The organism is Bacillus sp. G402 (assembly GCF_051172515.1).
GTDB classification, from domain to species: domain Bacteria; phylum Bacillota; class Bacilli; order Bacillales; family Bacillaceae; genus Bacillus; species Bacillus altitudinis.
On sequence record NZ_JBPIZC010000001.1, the window covers coordinates 732313 to 748458 of the forward strand.

Here is a 16146-nt window from a genome sequence, read left to right on the forward strand (position 1 = left end):
TCTTGTTAAAAACAAAGCTGAATTCATCGGCCATCGTTTTTTTCAAAAAAAGATCGCCATGTTTTTCATAAGATCATGTTAAAATGTAAGACAAGAGGGAGAATATAAAGGAGTTATGCAGATGTTAATTGCTTTGATGTTTATTTTGGCTTATCTTCTCGGCAGTATTCCATCAGGTCTCATTGTCGGGAAAGCTGCAAAGGGAATCGATATCCGTGAACATGGCAGCGGGAACCTAGGTGCGACGAATGCATTCCGTACACTAGGTGTTAAAGCAGGGTCCATCGTTATCACTGCTGATATTTTAAAGGGGACTCTTGCTTCGGCTTTACCGTTTTTCATGCAACTGGACATTCATCCCTTATTAGCAGGAGTGGCTGCTGTTATCGGTCACAGCTTTCCTGTCTTTGCAAAATTTAAAGGGGGAAAAGCGGTCGCTACATCAGGCGGCGTGCTGTTATTTTATGCCCCGTTCTTATTTATCACGATGATCGCTGCTTTTTTCTTATTTTTATACATTAGTAAATATGTTTCATTATCATCTATGCTGACTGGGATCTACACATTCATTTACAGCATATTCACCCAAGATCTATTTTTAATTATTGTTGTTGCTGTTCTTGCTGGCTTTGTGATCTTCAGACACATCGCCAACCTCAAACGAATTCTCAACAAAACTGAACCGAAAATCAAATGGCTTTAGCCGTTTCATCAATTTAAATATGTGGTAAAAGTAAAGAAAAGCTGTTTTTGCATCCTGCATTTAAAAACAGCATGACTTCAAAAAGGGGCGATCACATTGAAATTAACGATAAAAGATGATGCACTCAATTGGTACAAGAATGAACTGGATTTAGAAAAAGGTGATCATGTTCGCTTTTTTGTCAGATATGGCGGGTGCAGTAATGTACAAAAAGGCTTTTCTCTCGGCGTCGCAAAAGATGAACTTCAAAATGCCGGCGCAACCGCTGAAGTAGAAGGCATTACTTTCTTTGTGGAAGAAAGTGATATTTGGTATTTTGACAACCATGATCTGCATATTGATTATAACGAGTCCGTGAAAGAACCAGAATTTCATTATGAATAAACAAAAAAGATACCTCATCCCTCGGGTATCTTTTTTGTTTATCACTCAATATAAAGTCCATACTCCTGAATGTTTCCTAATGACCGCTCTTTTTGCAAAATCCGTTTTTGCGAATCACCAATGAGATCAAAATGAGGAAAACCTTCGCGAACATGGATCCATTCTTTCTTTAATCCATGCTTTTGTCCCCAAGCGATTAATTGCTCCATATCCTGACAGGCTGCCTTTGTGACAGTATTCGCATGCGGAAAACGGTCATCAAGCCAATAGTGTGTCAAAAAGGCCACATTCCCTTCCCGAACAGCTGATTTCCAAGCATGTAGATCCTTTCTTTTAATTCCAAATGCCATGAATCAAACCTGCTTCTTGGACTGTTCGTAAACGCTGTGCCATGCAGGGAAAGCTTTTCTAAATTGAATCGGTCTAAAGGTTTCTTTGTCCACACAAATATGTGAGGTGGTCCCTGTAATAGCCGTTTGTCCATCAGGTTTTTGTATTTCATAGCCATACACTGTTTTCACGCCGTTATATTCTTCTATCCATGTGTGAACTCTAGCCGTTTCACCGTACAGTAGTGGTTTCTTATATTGAACCTGAAGATCGACAACAGGTGCAAGGACACCGTCTGCCTCTAACTGGGCATAGGAAAAGCCTAATTCTTTAATTAACGCTGTTCTGCCGACTTCCATCCAAATTAAATAGTTGGCATGATACACAATGCCCATTTGATCTGTTTCTGCATAACGGACTTCTATTTCTTTTTTAGATACATACACGTTTTCATCGCTCTCCTATCAAAACCTAACGTCTCTGACATTTTACCACATTCCAATTGGTTCTTCTAAAAAGAGGCAATAAAATAAACCAGGAATCCCTGGTTTATTCAGTGTAACCGCTCTTTCTTGCTGCTTCCTCGTCCTTTATTTCAGAACGCATTGCGTCAATACTTGTTCTACGGTTTTCATTTTTTTGCTTGATCATCTGCTTTTCTTCCTCTGTTGAAAGACCCATTGCTGCTTCAGATTCATCAATATTTTCAAGTGTGTTTTCGATCATATCCTGCAGCTTCTCAACATTATCAGAACGATCATCTGGATTGGATTGATATGACTTGTCATTCATCATGCTTCCCTCCTATTATTCGCCCTTCGTCTGTATCACATCAGGCTGTTCATTCGATTTATTATGCATCTTTTTGCCTTTATTTCGTTTGTATGCTACAGGTTTTGTCCCTAAATGGTCTGGTGTAAACTGCGCTTGTTTATCATGCTCTCTACCCATCATTCATCCCTCCCTCTTCTTTAGGATGAACGAAAAAGGTCAAATCATAACTTATTTCTGTCTAAATCGCTCTTCCAACTTTTCTTCAAGCTGGTTTAAAAATTCCTCATTGCTTAATAATTCTTTTTTATTTTCAAGCACAAGTTCTTCAAAAGTACGGCGCTTTCTTCGTCTCATTTCTATCACCACCTCCACTCTGTTCATACCATTTTCGCCAAAACATTTAGAAAATAAGCAAAAAAGAGCTGAATCATTATAGATCCAGCTCTTTTTCAATTTCTTTTTTTGTGAGCATTTGATGCTTTACAGACAGGATACGCCCTTTTTCATCTAGTATGTATGTCGTCGGATATGAAAGTACCTGATATCTCGCTTGAATACCTTTTTGATCTAATAAAACAGGAAAACTGACCTTAAGTTCATCAATAAAAGATGCGACGTGATCCACACTCTTTTCAGTGTTCGTCAAATTCACCGCTAGTACCTCAACTTGGTCATTTTCACTTCTAATTGCATCTAGATCTGGCATTTCTGTTCGGCAAGGCTTACACCATGTCGCCCAAAAATTGAGAAGTACTTTTTTCCCTCGATAATCAGATAAAGATGCCGTTTTGCCATCAAGGGTTTTGAGCTCAAAATTAGGGGCTTTGTCCCCTGTTTCAAGACCGATGGCGGGTTCTTTTGGTCCGAATACATTCCATGCAAGTAAACCAATCAACACAAGTAAAACAGCGCTTGCCATTCCTTTTTTCCACATGATTGATCCTCCACTATGTTAAAAAAGAAGAGAAAGCTGTCTAATCGCCTTCTCTTCTTTGCTTTATTAGTTGCTTGCCAATTTCTCACGCAGTACCATTTGAAGGATACCACCATGACGGTAGTAGTCAATTTCGACTTCACTGTCAAAGCGAACAATTACTTCAAATGTTTTCTCGTTGCCATCTGTATCAATTGCTTTTACAGTGACAAGATCACGCGGACGAACTGTTTCATCAACATCTACTTCGAATGTTTCTGTTCCTGTTAGTCCATAAGTTTCTGCACTTTCACCGTCTTTAAACTGTAAAGGAAGTACGCCCATGAAGACAAGGTTACTTCTGTGGATACGCTCAAAGCTTTCCGCAAGAACGAATTTAATTCCAAGAAGATTTGTTCCTTTTGCAGCCCAGTCACGTGAAGAACCCATTCCGTAGTCTTTGCCTGCTAAGATCGCAAGACCAGTTCCATCTTCTTTATAACGCATGCATGCATCATAAATGGATGTCACTTCACCAGTTGGCCAGTACGTTGTATACCCGCCTTCTGTTCCTGGTGCGATTTGGTTCTTAATGCGGATGTTTGCAAAAGTACCTCTCATCATTACATGGTGGTTACCACGACGTGATCCATATGAGTTAAAGTCTCTTGGCGAAACGCCTCTTTCTTGCAAGTATTTACCTGCAGGCGTGTCTTTACCAATTGCTCCAGCAGGAGAAATATGGTCTGTTGTGACAGAGTCACCGAACTTCGCCACTACGCGCAATCCTTTAAGTGGTTCAACTTTACCAGGTTCAACTGATAAGTTTTCAAAAAATGGCGGGTTATCAATGTATGTGGAATTTTCATCCCATTTATACAATGCATCATCCGTTGTTTTAATTTCATTCCAGCGGTCATTGTTGTCAAAAACAGTTTCATACTCTGAACGGAATAGCTCAGGTGTGACAGTGCTTTTCACGACGCTGTTGATTTCATCCATTGATGGCCAAATGTCATTGAAATAAACGTTCTCTCCATTTTTATCGACACCGATCGGATCTTTTGTTAAATCAATATTCACCGTACCAGCAAGTGCATAAGCCACAACTAATGGTGGAGATGCAAGGTAGTTTCCTTTTACAAGCGGGTGGATACGACCTTCGAAGTTACGGTTACCTGATAAAACAGAAGTGATCAGCAGATCATTTTCAGAGACAGCATCTTCAATTTCTTTTTCCAGCGGTCCTGAGTTTCCGATACATGTTGTACAGCCATACCCAACGATGTTAAATCCGAGGTCTCTTAAATATGGAAGAAGTCCCGAATTCACGAGGTACCCTGTTACAACTTTAGAACCCGGTGCTAGTGACGTTTTCACGTAATTTGGCACCTTCATACCGAGCTCACTGGCTTTTTTCGCAACAAGACCTGCTCCGATTAAGACGTATGGGTTCGATGTATTCGTACAGCTCGTAATCGCCGCAATCGCAATCGCACCTGTCTTCATCACAGCTTTTTCACCGTTTGAAAGATCAAATTCGATTTGTTTATCAAGCTCTGATTTATCTAAGCCAAACCCTTGGTTACCAGCTGGGCTTTCGATGTGTTTATGGAACGTCTCTTTCATTTGAGAAAGTGGAATCAAATCTTGTGGACGTTTTGGACCAGATAAGTTTGATTCAATTTGAGAAAGATCAATTTCCACAACATCTGTAAAAATTGGCTCTTCTGCATCCGGCGTATAGAATAAGCCATTTGCGCGAGAATATTCTTCAACGATATTAATTTGCTCTTCATCACGTCCAGTAAGGCGAAGGTAAGCTAGCGCTTCTTCATCTACTGGGAAGAATCCGCAAGTTGCACCGTATTCTGGCGCCATGTTCGCAATTGTTGCACGATCTGCTAACGGCAATTGTGCAACACCAGGTCCGAAGAACTCGACGAACTTGTTCACTACGCCTTTTTCACGAAGAACTTGTGTCACTTTTAATGCAAGGTCAGTTGCAGTTGTTCCGTTTGGAAGCTCTCCAACTAATTTAGCACCAATAACTTCTGGTACTGGGAAGTATGAAGGCTGACCGAGCATACCAGCTTCTGCTTCGATACCGCCAACGCCCCATCCGAGTACACCGATACCGTTAATCATTGTTGTATGTGAGTCAGTACCAACTAATGTATCTGGGTAAGTGATGATCTCGCCATCTTCTTCGATTGCATGAACAACACTTGCAAGATACTCTAAGTTCACTTGGTGAACGATCCCTGTTGCAGGCGGAACAGCTTGATAATTGTTAAACGCTTTCTTTGCCCAGCTAAGGAAGTTATAACGCTCTGCGTTACGTTCGAATTCTAAATCCATGTTAATGTTTAATGCATCTTCAGTTCCAGCTTTATCGACTTGTACAGAGTGGTCAATGACCAAGTCAACTGGAATTTCAGGGTTGATTTTATCTGGGTCTCCGCCCACATCTGCCATTGCTTTTCTTAAAGAAGCAAGGTCAACGACAGCTGGCACACCCGTGAAGTCTTGTAAAATAACACGAGAAGGTTTAAATGGAACATCAATTTCTTTTACCTCGGCAGTTCCCCATTTTGCCAAGTTCTCAACGTGTTCCTTCTTGATCACTCTACCGTCTACTTGGCGAAGCACTGATTCTAACAGTACCTTAATGGAATAAGGCAATTTAGAAACATTTCCGATTCCTTGTTTCTCGAGTGCTTCTAACGAATAATAGTGATACGTTTTCCCATTTGTCGAAAACGTTTTTCTAGATTGAAAAGCGTCTTGTTTAGCGACTTGCTGCTGTTTCGACATGTCCAAAATCCCCCTTTTGATGATCAAGATCAATTTCAATTCTCAGAAAAATCGTCGTATTTCACCACAATTTTCTCACAATTTCATCTTAAAACAAATTCATACATAAGTAAATAACAATGCTTTTATTAAATTCAATAAGTTTAGCTTATCACAAGGAAATGATTACTCCTCATAAACTGAGCAGCACGGGTTCATACTAATGCTGAGGTGATAGAACATGACAAAAAGAAAAGCAAATCATGTCATTGACGGCATGAACGCAGCCAAAAGCCAAGGAAATGGTGCAGGCTATATAGAAAATGATCAGCTCGTTTTAACAGAAGAACAAAAGCAAAACAATAAAAAGCGTAAAAAAAACCAATAAGAAAGGAGTGAGAAATGATGACGAACAAGAACACTGGGAAAGACATACGTCAAAACTCTCCTAAAGAGCATCAAGGCGGGCAGCCTGAGCCACTATCAGGCAGTAAAAAAGTGAAAAACCGCAACCATACAAGACAAAAGCACAATTCACATCATGATATGTAAACATTTTCTCTTAAGCCCGTGACCAAACGGGATGTTTTAGGTCTTTCACACATTTCAGCTTTCATCATATGATTTATTATGAGATGTGATGGAGGAGTGTTTATGGAGAATGAAAAGCAAGTGAATTCCTCTGATTTTCTTGAAATAGATGATTGGTTGAGTGTATTAATGGATGATCCTTTTGCATGGTATGACGAACAACTCCCAATAGATCTTTACGAAACAAGCCGTGATTATATTATTGAGATCGACCTCTCCACCCTATCGATCACTGATTTAAAACTGACCTTTTCCGGATGTGAGCTCATCCTCGCTTATTTGATCGATGAAAGAGAACAGCCGATTGAAAAAAGTGTCATGCTCCCTTTTTATTTGAATGACAAAGACATTGATACAGATTACGAAAACAGAATCATATCAATCAAAATCAAAAAGGATGCCCATCATCAAGACGGAGCATTTTCCTTTCAAATGCCACACTTCAAACATTAAGAGCCCGCCTGTATACAGGCGGGCTCTCTTCCGTTCGTTTCAAGTCAATACCTTGTGCGAACCACCATGGCCAAATAGTAGAGTCGCTATACAATAATGTATTCCTTTTCTACTAAATGGTTTGGGTCATTCTAGTAAATGGGCGCCTCTTGATCAAAAAAGGCGTTTATAGAAAAAACACATACATTTTTGTTATTTTCTTCTACCTTCCCTTCATGTAAAATAGAATAGAGAGAAGGGATATAGGGAGTGAGAACATGTTAAGCGGCTGGTTTTTGTGGTTCATTTTATTTTGGGGTACAGTGATGATTGGATTACTAGCAATCGGTGGCTTTTTTATGTTTCGCAAGTTTTTAAAACGATTGCCGAAAGAAGACGGGAAATCAGAGCTTGATTGGCAGGATGAATATATTCAAAAGAGCCTGCACCTATGGCGCGATGAAGACAAACAGCTATTAAATGAGCTAGTATTACCGGTTCCAGAGTTGTTTAGAGATGTCGCCAAAGAAAAAATCGCCGGTAAAATTGGCGAACTGGCACTAAAAGAACAAGCGGCCAGCATTAATTTAGACTTAATCATTCGCGGCTATATTATCGCTACACCGAAGCGGGATCATAAATTTCTACTAAAGCGCCTTCAAGAAAAAAAGATCGACCATTCCCCATACGAATCTTTATTAAAATAACCTCCTTTTAAAAAGGAGGTTTAATTCATTTGGACCTGCTGCGGATCTAATTGTTTAGACAGCTTTCTAAACGACAAATACATCGCAACCCGCCAAGGGACAATCATGCCAAAGGCTAGAATCCAAAACATCCCGCTGAGCGCACCATAATCAATGGAAGAGCTTAAAATCGTCTTCATTCCGATACGAAGGACAAGAAGTCCAATGAGAATAAACACAAATGCTTTTGAACGCTTCAAATAGATTTCATTGCCTCTAATTTCAAATTTCGATGTTTTAATTAAAAAGATAGAGAAAAACATCCCTACAGTAATCGCCTCTAAAAATTCAGCTCCAGTTACTCGAAACATTGGCACAAAAAACATCAGTGCTCCAGTGCTCATAAAGATAGGAGGTAATATAATTTTTTTCGCGGTTGCAGGTTTTGCAGATGATTTAATGCGAATAAACATGACGGCTACCGCCATACATACCGCCACTATAGAAGAAATTATGATCATCATATCAAATCATTCCTTTATTCTTTAAGGTCAGCCTATGTATAATATACTCCAATTGACGAAAAAAAACCATTCGCCGCGACTGTAGAAAACGATTTCAAAAACCAGTAAATCCTCCAAATAATGATGAGAACATAATAATGATCCATGTCAGAAGATCAAAGAACAGCAAGATCCCTACTACGATCATAATAATCCCGCCAGTTTTCATGATGAGCTGCTGACGCTTTCTGATCCAAGCCATTTTTGTGATGAAAAAGGAAAGAACAAAAAATGGGATAGCAAAACCTAATACATACGCAATCATATAGGTCACAGCGGACTCTGGCTTGTTGCTGGCAAGTGTGATGACAGCTGATAAAATCGGGCCGGTACATGGTGTCCAACCAGCAGCAAAACCCATTCCGATGAGAATCGATCCAAAAAAACCGGCTGGACGATTTTTAAACTGCAACCTCTTTTCTCCCATTAAAAAAGAAGGCTGAAATACACCAAGAATCATAAAGCCAAAGAAAATAATGAGAATGGCACCAATTTGACGAATCGCGTCTTGATATTCAATGAAAAACTTCCCAACAAACGATGTCCCAAATCCAATGGCAATAAAAATGAGAGAGAACCCAATTAAAAAGAATAATGTATGAAGAAGACTTCTTCTTCTCAGCATCACCTTCTCAGATTTCACTTCATCTATACTAACGCCCGTAATATAGGATAAAAAGGCTGGATAAAGTGGCAGACAGCACGGTGAGATAAAAGATAGAAACCCTGCTCCAAACGCTAAAAAGTAATTCAAATCTGACAAAAGAACACCCCCTTCTTACAATATACAATAAGAGATGACAAATTCATTTCATTTTTTTTACATCATCTCAATAAAGATGGTCTAATCTCTTAAAACCTTATATAATTTAATTTGACATCAAGATACCAAACCCTTTAAATTTGAAAATAAACCTTAAAATGGATATAATAGAATCGATTCTTTTTATCAAGATTTGCATGAAAGGAACATGACTTTGGTAAAAACATCATTATTAACTCAAATTGAAGAAAAAAGAGAAGAGCTGATGAAAGTTGTCTTGCATAATGGGATGACATCAACAGTGACCATCGAACATAGCCAGCAGCTAGATCATCTCCTCTTACAATATCAACGACACTTACACTCAAACTCAGCCAACTAATGATATCTCAAGATAGAAACAAATGCCGCACGATTTTAGAAAAGTTGATATGTGTGACAATAAAAGAAACGAAAACCTCTTGCTCACAGGGGTTTTTTGTTTTGTCTTTAACGAACGGTTCACGGCAAAATAAAAACCACTTTCCCTGCTTTATTCATGCAAGTACAGTGGTTTTATGCGTCTGATGAAGGTGACTTCAATAAAGATAGGACATCGCTTGTCCAATCTTTAGGGACCATGTTCCATCTATGATCATAATAACGTACGTATTATTTCGCTTGGTTGTTCATGGCTTTCATCATTTGATTGATTTTCTTTTGGGACGGTTTCATGCCCATTTGCATCATCATCATTCGAAGCATTTGTTCATTAATTGGTGGATTCTTTTTCAAGTAGCTCATCATATACTTACGAGCAATAAAGAATCCGAGTGCAACTCCTGCAAGCAGTGCAACAACGCCTACAAGGATGACAACCCATAAATCCATAATTCTTCCTCCTTCATGTTGTCTCGTATAAAGTGTACTAAACAAAAGGCTATTATACAACATTTCACGTTCAATTTTATTTTTTTAAACAAAATTCCTCACTTTTACCGGATTGAGCCACCCGTGCTTCTTTGATCCAAAGTCCATAGCCAGGAAACAAGGACTAATTTTTCTGAGTACTTCAAAAAACACCGCTTCTGCCTCATAACTGCCTGTGGCAGACATTTGAATGTAACGGTCTTTTATAATGAATGCGGCTGTGCCTTTTCCATCTGGCAGCGATGCACTGTATATTGAGCCTATTTGTGTATAGTGAATGTTGGTTAAATTGTTCATTAAACGCTGGTGCATATGAAAAGCAGGGATTCGTTTCGTTACATAATCCACTTGCTTAACAAGCATGACTAATTCGTCATCACTGCGGTTCGTCCAGTGTAACGATTCAAACAAATGAAACAAAATAGATTCTCTACCAAAATAATGATGAGCAAACTCATCCTCAATCCAATAAATATAATAATGGCGTTCCATGTCTATCCCTTCCTTTCACATTTCGTCAATCTCGCTTATTGCTTGTATTATACAAAAATGTGAAAGAAAGAATTGTCTATATATGAAGCAAGAAGAAACTAGTTTTGTCAAAAAAACAAGAAAAAAGAAAAAAGTTTGCAGAGCATAGTGAAAAGCTCTGCAAACCAACTGCAAAAAAGCATGATGCTTGGAGACTGATTATTTATTCAGCTTTGCTTTTACGCGGCTCACCACGTTGCTGACAGTGAAACCGTATTTTTCAATAATGGTTTCGCCTGGTGCAGAAGCGCCAAATTTATCAATCGCAATCACATCGCCATCAAGGCCAGTGTAACGTTCCCAGCCAAGTGAAGCACCCATTTCGATTGCAACACGTGCTCTCACTGCTTTAGGAAGAACGGACTCTTTGTATTCGTCTGACTGCTCATCAAAGCGATCCCATGCAGGTAAGCTCACGACAGAAACGCGAATGCCTTCTTTTTCAAGTGCTTTTTGTGCTTCAATGGCTAAACCTACTTCAGATCCTGAAGCAAGTAGAAGAGCTTCTGGCTGTGCATCAGCTGCTTCAACGACGACATATCCACCTTTTTCTACGCCTTCATACGCCTTCTCTGGTGCTTGATCAATCGTTGGAAGGTTTTGACGAGTAAGAACAAGCGCTGTCGGTTTATTCGTTGAAGATACAGCAATTTTCCATGCTGCAGCTGTTTCATTTCCATCAGCTGGACGAATAACAGAAAGGTTAGGCATCGCACGTAATGAAGCGAGCTGTTCAACTGGCTCATGCGTTGGTCCATCTTCCCCAACCGCAATGCTGTCATGCGTAAATACATAAGTGACAGGAAGTCCCATTAATGCAGCAAGACGAATGGCAGGTCTTAAGTAGTCTGAGAAAACAAAGAATGTTCCACCGAATACACGAAGTCCGCCGTGAAGTGCCATACCGTTTAATGCTGCACCCATTGCGAATTCTCTCACACCAAACCAAATGTTTCTGCCAGCATAATTCTCTCTACCAAAGTCATTTGTATCTTTGATTGTTGTTTTATTTGATCCAGCAAGGTCAGCAGACCCACCAATAAAGAATGGTACTTGCTTTGCAATGCCATTTAATACTTCTCCAGAAGAAGCACGAGAGGCAAGGCTTGAACCTGCTTCATAAACAGGAACTTCTTGATCCCAATTCTCAGGAAGTTTTCCTTCAATCGCGAGCTTCAGCTGAGCTGCCAGTTCTGGATATTCTTTTTCATATTGCTCAAACAGTTCATTCCACGCTGATTCTTTTTTCTGTCCAGCGTCTTTAACAGCTGTTTTGAAATGATCGTACACTTCAGTAGGTACATGGAAATCTTCTTCAAACGTCCAAGAATAAGCTTCCTTCGTTAGCTTCGCTTCCTCACTGCCAAGCGGTGCACCGTGCACCCCAGACGTTCCCGCACGGTTTGGAGAACCGAAACCGATTGTCGTCTTCACTTCAATAAGTGTAGGTTTGTCTGTACTTTGTTTGGCTTTTTCAATGGCAGCCGTCACTTCTTCAATGTTATTGCCGTCTTTTACATAAAGAACTTCCCAATTCATCGCTTCAAAACGATTCTTCACATTTTCAGAGAAAGAACGATCAAGGTCGCCATCTAAAGAAATGTCGTTTGAATCATAAAGAACAATTAAACGGCCTAAGCCTAAATGACCAGCAAGTGAAGCAGCTTCAGAGGAAATGCCCTCCATTAAGTCTCCATCTCCGCAAATGCTGTATGTATAGTGATCCACAACATTAAAATTGTCTTTGTTATACGTTTCTGCAAGATGTCTTTCTGCAAGTGCCATTCCAACAGCCATTGCAATCCCTTGTCCTAAAGGACCTGTTGTCGCATCTACGCCCTCTGTATGTCCAAACTCAGGATGTCCAGGTGTTTTGCTTCCCCATTGGCGGAATTGTTTTAAATCTTCGATGCTCAGATTGTATCCGCTTAAATGAAGCATGCTATATAAAAGCATAGAGCCATGTCCCGCAGATAACACAAAACGGTCTCTGTTAAACCAATTTGGATTTTGCGGACTTACGTTTAAGTGATTCGTCCATAAAGCGTATGCCATTGGTGCAGCGCCCATCGGCATTCCAGGGTGACCGGAATTCGCTTTTTCAATTGCGTCTATGGAGAGAGTACGTATTGTTGCAATAGATTTCAATTCAATCGTTTCCATATAAATCCCCTTCCGTATCTTGTGTACACCATTATCATAAATCTACTGTCCTTTTTTCACAACTATTTCACGCCGAAAAAGAAGGATTTTGTCACATTTAGTTTATCGATCACCTAAAAACTTATGCAAATATGAAAAAAGATGAGAATATTCCTCCCATCTTTTCAAAAATAAAGAAATGATGACCTTTAATGAAGATTCTGGTCTCTTTCTCTTTTTAATTTTTCTGGTGTGACATCGTTTCCTTCTGGATCGACGATTTTCACGGTTTTGAGTGTATTTTTCATAGAAGAACGAAAAGCCTTTAAATATTCCTCTCTTAATTGCTTCTGTTCTGTTTTCTCAGCGTCCGACAAACCGGCCTCTTTCGACTTTTTTGAAAGCTCATTGATTCTTGCAAGCTGTTCTTTAGAAATCATGACAAACTCCTTTAAAACATTTTCTCTACATACTACTAAATATCAGTCATTTTTACAACAAATCACGCTTTAAGTCGCAAGCCCTTTTTCATATTCTTGGTACCTTCTATGGACGGTTGCTTTTGAAATGTCAAAACCAAGTGCCTGCAATGTCACTGCAATTTCAGCAAATGTCATGTTGTTTTTTCTTAATCGAACAATTTCAGAAATTGGTACTTCAATACGTTCGCGGCCAGGCGCCTGTTCTTGGTGTTTTAAATTCAGTTCGGGTTGATACCCTCGCTCAACAGCTTTTTTCATCCCACGCTTAATTTTCAAATTATGAATTTTCCGCTGATACTCTTCTACAACGCCTACAATTTCAATGACCATCTCGTCTGCTTCTGAAAGCTCAAGCTCTCCTCTATGAAATACGCTGTACACCTTGACTTTTTCTTTAAACAGACAATGGAGAAGAGCGATTTTCGCCTGCCCTCTTCCAAGGCGTGTCTCATCTTGAATGAGAACAGCATCGATTTCTTCCTCTTTCAGCGCAGCCAGCATGTCAAAAACACCGTCACGATCAAGATCGTATCCACTCGCTTTTTCTTTAATCACTTTGACTACATTCATCTTGTGCGCTGCGGCTAAAGCAAGCAGTTCTTCTTCTTGTCTTTTAAGCGAGGTTTCTTGCTCTTCTTTGGCAGTACTTACTCTCGCATAAATGATTGCATTCATGTCTTCAATCGACCTTTCTACTGTACTGTTGCAAGTTGATATACGACTGGATGCTCTTTTTTAACTGGAATGACAAGGATATCTCCAGGCTGGATGTCAGTTGAAGCGAGATCATTGTGTTCAGTTACCCAGTCAATAAAAGCATTTTTATCGATTGATTTACTGTCGTTTACTTGGTCAGCTAATCCCCAAAGAGTATCACCTGATTGAACCTCTATTTTAACATATTGATTTGGATCATTATGGCTAGTGACTGCAATAAGTGAGAGAAATATGCCAACGATGAATGAGAATAGCCCAATAAAAATAATAGATTCCTTTAACCTCATAATGTCATCTCTCCTAATAGAATGTGTGTTCGTTCTTTCTGTCACTCATTATAAATACGAACAAACGTTTCTGTCAAACGTTTTTTTCGAACCTATGTTTGTACTGTTAGGAAAAACATGCTATAATTTCTTTAAAATTGACGTTTTGAGGTGCAAAAGATGACGAAGCTATCAAAAAGACAACTCGATATCCTGAAATTCATAAAAGAAGAAGTAAAAAGCAAGGGTTATCCCCCATCCGTTCGTGAAATTGGCGAAGCTGTCGGTCTAGCATCAAGTTCAACTGTCCATGGACATTTAGCTAGACTAGAAACGAAAGGTTTAATTAGAAGAGACCCAACAAAACCTAGAGCGATCGAAGTACTAGATGAAGAGGAAATGAATATTCCAAAGAGCGCTGTAATGAATGTTCCAGTCATCGGAAAAGTCACAGCAGGCTTGCCTATCACGGCTGTTGAGAATGTAGAAGAATATTTCCCACTTCCAGAAACTTTTGCAGCGCCAGATGAACAAGTATTTATGCTTGAAATTATGGGAGAAAGTATGATTGATGCAGGTATTTTGGACAAAGACTACGTCATTGTGCGTCAGCAAAGCACTGCCAACAATGGAGATATCGTGGTGGCTATGACAGAAGAAGATGAAGCAACAGTGAAACGTTTTTATAAGGAAGATACACACTTTAGATTACAGCCCGAGAATCCATCAATGGAACCGATTATTTTACAGAATGTGAGTATACTAGGTAAAGTGATTGGCGTATTTAGAAATATTCATTAAAAAAAGCCGGTATTTCATCAACTGCTGATGAGAGCCGGCTTTGTCTTTTATGAACAAGAATATGCAAGAATACTGGAGCTTGGGAACGAGCCGAATGTAAAGTTCGGCCATATGAAACCTGTTGTACGGCCAAAAGGCTGCGACGAAAGAACATACATGAGAAATACTTGACCGTTTCTAAGGAACACAATGGTCCACCTTCTATTACATCCAGCTGCAAATTGAACCGTTTGCTGGCTTCCGCCTACACTCTGCCCTGCAATGAGCGGCTGCATACTTTGAGGCTGAGAGACTGCTTGTTGATATTGCGAGATGATATGCTGCGGCGGGGCTGGCGGGACCGATTGTCCTCCTGCACCTTGCCCTTGCCCAGTCCCTCCGAATGGCAAGCCGGGAAATCCTCCAACTTGAGAAATAGGAAACGCCGGCATGCTTTGTACCTGCCGATCGTACAAGTACCCATTCCACGTACCTTCATATGGATTATACATACTAAACACCACTTTCTTAGACATTCATCACGACAGTATATGTCATACATAAAAAAAGAGTGTTGAGGAGACAAATAGAAATCTTTCCAAAAGACGTTTTATTCTTCTTTAGAACGGTTAAATACTAATGAGGAAGAAAAAAATAAAAAAATGAAAACTTTTTGTCTCCCTCAAACGTTATATAGATAGAAAGAAAAGAAATAAAAAACATTTAGATTTAATACTTGTAATATCTCTGTAACTATTGTAACATTTGTAACATAAGAAGTTTTCATTGAGAAAAGGAGGCAATCGCCTTGAAAAAATTATTTGTTTTATTAACCGCTATTATGCTTATGATCTCATTACAAACAACAACACTGGCCGCTTCCAAAAAATCAGCCGCTTTGACAAATAAAGAAGCGTTACATATTGCCCTTGATGCAAGAGAACACTTTTGGAGTGCGATGTCAGGCTACAACATTAAAGAGCATTCAGATTACAAATTAAAATCATTTACTTATAAAGACATGACTTACAACTACCTGTCTAACACATTTGATACAAAGAAAAAACTAAACAGCTATCTATCTCAAGTGTTCACAAAAGATGCCATTACTCACGGTTTAAAAGACTATCAGTTCATCGTTCATAAAGGAAAAATGGCTGTGCCAGTTGGTGACGGAGACAATATGCTTAATTGGGATAAGGCAACACCTAAACTCGTCTCTAAGAAAAATACAATCCGCACATACGAATTCACAGTCCCAACACTTGATGGACGCAAAGTAAAACGTACTGTCACTTTCGAGAAAGTACAAAAGGATTGGAAAGTAACAAAAATTGACGCTGTGATCTAAATAAAAAACCAGGCCTAGTAAACGGCCTGGTTT

25 protein-coding genes are annotated in these 16146 nt (G+C 39.4%); 9 read left to right on the plus strand and 16 right to left on the minus strand.

Annotated features, from left to right (window positions below; all coding sequences use genetic code 11):
- Positions 1 to 121: 121 nt before the first annotated feature.
- Together plsY and ACSBQP_RS03915 are read left to right on the plus strand one after the other, a co-directional pair.
- Positions 122 to 703: a glycerol-3-phosphate 1-O-acyltransferase PlsY gene (gene plsY / locus ACSBQP_RS03910; protein WP_008343794.1), complete on the plus strand. Its 582-nt coding sequence runs from the start codon at positions 122 to 124 to the stop codon at positions 701 to 703.
- Between the two features lie 96 nt (positions 704 to 799).
- A complete protein-coding gene (locus tag ACSBQP_RS03915) occupies positions 800 to 1087 on the plus strand; it encodes a HesB/YadR/YfhF family protein (protein WP_435028200.1) in 288 nt (95 codons plus the stop codon).
- A gap of 41 nt (positions 1088 to 1128) precedes the next feature.
- Here the strand turns inward: ACSBQP_RS03915 and ACSBQP_RS03920 are convergent, their stop codons facing one another.
- The 7 genes from ACSBQP_RS03920 to acnA form a co-directional block, all read right to left on the minus strand.
- Complete coding sequence (locus ACSBQP_RS03920; protein ID WP_017359578.1) at positions 1129 to 1437, minus strand: hypothetical protein; 309 nt, start codon at positions 1435 to 1437, stop codon at positions 1129 to 1131.
- Between the two features lie 3 nt (positions 1438 to 1440).
- Positions 1441 to 1863 (minus strand): acyl-CoA thioesterase, encoded by a 423-nt coding sequence (locus ACSBQP_RS03925; protein ID WP_435028201.1) that lies wholly within the window; start codon positions 1861 to 1863, stop codon positions 1441 to 1443.
- Positions 1864 to 1966: 103 nt separating this feature from the next.
- Entirely contained in the window at positions 1967 to 2209 is a 243-nt protein-coding gene (gene tlp, locus ACSBQP_RS03930; RefSeq protein WP_017359579.1) for a small acid-soluble spore protein Tlp, read from the minus strand.
- Positions 2210 to 2224: 15 nt separating this feature from the next.
- Positions 2225 to 2368 carry an acid-soluble spore protein N gene (locus ACSBQP_RS03935; protein WP_008357830.1) on the minus strand — a complete coding sequence of 48 codons (144 nt, stop codon included), beginning with the start codon at positions 2366 to 2368 and terminating at the stop codon, positions 2225 to 2227.
- 51 nt (positions 2369 to 2419) lie between these two features.
- A complete protein-coding gene (locus tag ACSBQP_RS03940) occupies positions 2420 to 2545 on the minus strand; it encodes an FbpB family small basic protein (protein WP_003211002.1) in 126 nt (41 codons plus the stop codon).
- A gap of 76 nt (positions 2546 to 2621) precedes the next feature.
- Positions 2622 to 3125 (minus strand): TlpA family protein disulfide reductase, encoded by a 504-nt coding sequence (locus ACSBQP_RS03945; RefSeq protein WP_017359580.1) that lies wholly within the window; start codon positions 3123 to 3125, stop codon positions 2622 to 2624.
- Between the two features lie 66 nt (positions 3126 to 3191).
- Complete coding sequence (gene acnA, locus ACSBQP_RS03950; RefSeq protein ID WP_435028202.1) at positions 3192 to 5921, minus strand: aconitate hydratase AcnA; 2730 nt, start codon at positions 5919 to 5921, stop codon at positions 3192 to 3194.
- Positions 5922 to 6141: 220 nt separating this feature from the next.
- Here acnA and sspO point away from each other — a divergent pair, with 220 nt between their 5' ends.
- The 4 genes from sspO to ACSBQP_RS03970 all read left to right on the plus strand — a co-directional run bounded on the left by sspO (position 6142) and on the right by ACSBQP_RS03970 (position 7630).
- On the plus strand, positions 6142 to 6288 hold the full coding sequence (gene sspO / locus ACSBQP_RS03955) for a small acid-soluble spore protein O (protein ID WP_017359581.1): 147 nt from the start codon (positions 6142 to 6144) through the stop codon (positions 6286 to 6288).
- 17 nt (positions 6289 to 6305) lie between these two features.
- Positions 6306 to 6452: a small acid-soluble spore protein P gene (locus tag ACSBQP_RS03960; protein ID WP_003211331.1), complete on the plus strand. Its 147-nt coding sequence runs from the start codon at positions 6306 to 6308 to the stop codon at positions 6450 to 6452.
- Between the two features lie 102 nt (positions 6453 to 6554).
- Positions 6555 to 6944: an Hsp20/alpha crystallin family protein gene (locus ACSBQP_RS03965; protein ID WP_144740952.1), complete on the plus strand. Its 390-nt coding sequence runs from the start codon at positions 6555 to 6557 to the stop codon at positions 6942 to 6944.
- Positions 6945 to 7201: 257 nt separating this feature from the next.
- Complete coding sequence (locus ACSBQP_RS03970) at positions 7202 to 7630, plus strand: DUF2621 domain-containing protein (protein WP_007499335.1); 429 nt, start codon at positions 7202 to 7204, stop codon at positions 7628 to 7630.
- Positions 7631 to 7650: 20 nt separating this feature from the next.
- Here ACSBQP_RS03970 and ACSBQP_RS03975 read toward each other — a convergent pair whose 3' ends face one another.
- On the minus strand, positions 7651 to 8133 hold the full coding sequence (locus ACSBQP_RS03975) for a CcdC family protein (protein WP_008357842.1): 483 nt from the start codon (positions 8131 to 8133) through the stop codon (positions 7651 to 7653).
- A gap of 94 nt (positions 8134 to 8227) precedes the next feature.
- On the minus strand, positions 8228 to 8935 hold the full coding sequence (locus ACSBQP_RS03980) for a cytochrome c biogenesis CcdA family protein (protein ID WP_008343813.1): 708 nt from the start codon (positions 8933 to 8935) through the stop codon (positions 8228 to 8230).
- Positions 8936 to 9143: 208 nt separating this feature from the next.
- Between ACSBQP_RS03980 and ACSBQP_RS03985 the strand changes: the two genes are divergently transcribed.
- On the plus strand, positions 9144 to 9317 hold the full coding sequence (locus tag ACSBQP_RS03985; RefSeq protein WP_369810454.1) for an aspartyl-phosphate phosphatase Spo0E family protein: 174 nt from the start codon (positions 9144 to 9146) through the stop codon (positions 9315 to 9317).
- 269 nt (positions 9318 to 9586) lie between these two features.
- Here ACSBQP_RS03985 and ACSBQP_RS03990 read toward each other — a convergent pair whose 3' ends face one another.
- The 6 genes from ACSBQP_RS03990 to yneA all read right to left on the minus strand — a co-directional run bounded on the left by ACSBQP_RS03990 (position 9587) and on the right by yneA (position 14003).
- Positions 9587 to 9805, minus strand: a complete 219-nt coding sequence (locus ACSBQP_RS03990; RefSeq protein WP_003212379.1) for a YneF family protein — start codon at positions 9803 to 9805, stop codon at positions 9587 to 9589.
- Between the two features lie 84 nt (positions 9806 to 9889).
- Positions 9890 to 10336, minus strand: coding sequence for a sporulation inhibitor of replication protein SirA (gene sirA / locus ACSBQP_RS03995; RefSeq protein WP_007499339.1), 447 nt, complete (start codon positions 10334 to 10336; stop codon positions 9890 to 9892).
- A 198-nt stretch (positions 10337 to 10534) separates the two neighbouring features.
- Entirely contained in the window at positions 10535 to 12538 is a 2004-nt protein-coding gene (gene tkt, locus ACSBQP_RS04000; protein WP_435028203.1) for a transketolase, read from the minus strand.
- 188 nt (positions 12539 to 12726) lie between these two features.
- Complete coding sequence (locus tag ACSBQP_RS04005; protein ID WP_008343816.1) at positions 12727 to 12957, minus strand: DUF896 domain-containing protein; 231 nt, start codon at positions 12955 to 12957, stop codon at positions 12727 to 12729.
- 69 nt (positions 12958 to 13026) lie between these two features.
- Positions 13027 to 13674, minus strand: a complete 648-nt coding sequence (locus ACSBQP_RS04010; RefSeq protein ID WP_017359583.1) for a YneB family resolvase-like protein — start codon at positions 13672 to 13674, stop codon at positions 13027 to 13029.
- 17 nt (positions 13675 to 13691) lie between these two features.
- The gene (gene yneA / locus ACSBQP_RS04015; protein WP_007499348.1) at positions 13692 to 14003 is read right to left on the minus strand and encodes a cell division suppressor protein YneA; all 312 of its coding nucleotides are present in this window, start codon (positions 14001 to 14003) and stop codon (positions 13692 to 13694) included.
- Between the two features lie 159 nt (positions 14004 to 14162).
- Between yneA and lexA the strand changes: the two genes are divergently transcribed.
- Positions 14163 to 14783 (plus strand): transcriptional repressor LexA, encoded by a 621-nt coding sequence (lexA, locus tag ACSBQP_RS04020; protein ID WP_007499350.1) that lies wholly within the window; start codon positions 14163 to 14165, stop codon positions 14781 to 14783.
- A gap of 47 nt (positions 14784 to 14830) precedes the next feature.
- Here the strand turns inward: lexA and ACSBQP_RS04025 are convergent, their stop codons facing one another.
- Entirely contained in the window at positions 14831 to 15274 is a 444-nt protein-coding gene (locus ACSBQP_RS04025) for a hypothetical protein (protein ID WP_008343821.1), read from the minus strand.
- 296 nt (positions 15275 to 15570) lie between these two features.
- Here ACSBQP_RS04025 and ACSBQP_RS04030 point away from each other — a divergent pair, with 296 nt between their 5' ends.
- Positions 15571 to 16113 (plus strand): IseA DL-endopeptidase inhibitor family protein, encoded by a 543-nt coding sequence (locus ACSBQP_RS04030; RefSeq protein ID WP_008343822.1) that lies wholly within the window; start codon positions 15571 to 15573, stop codon positions 16111 to 16113.
- Positions 16114 to 16146 lie beyond the last annotated feature (33 nt).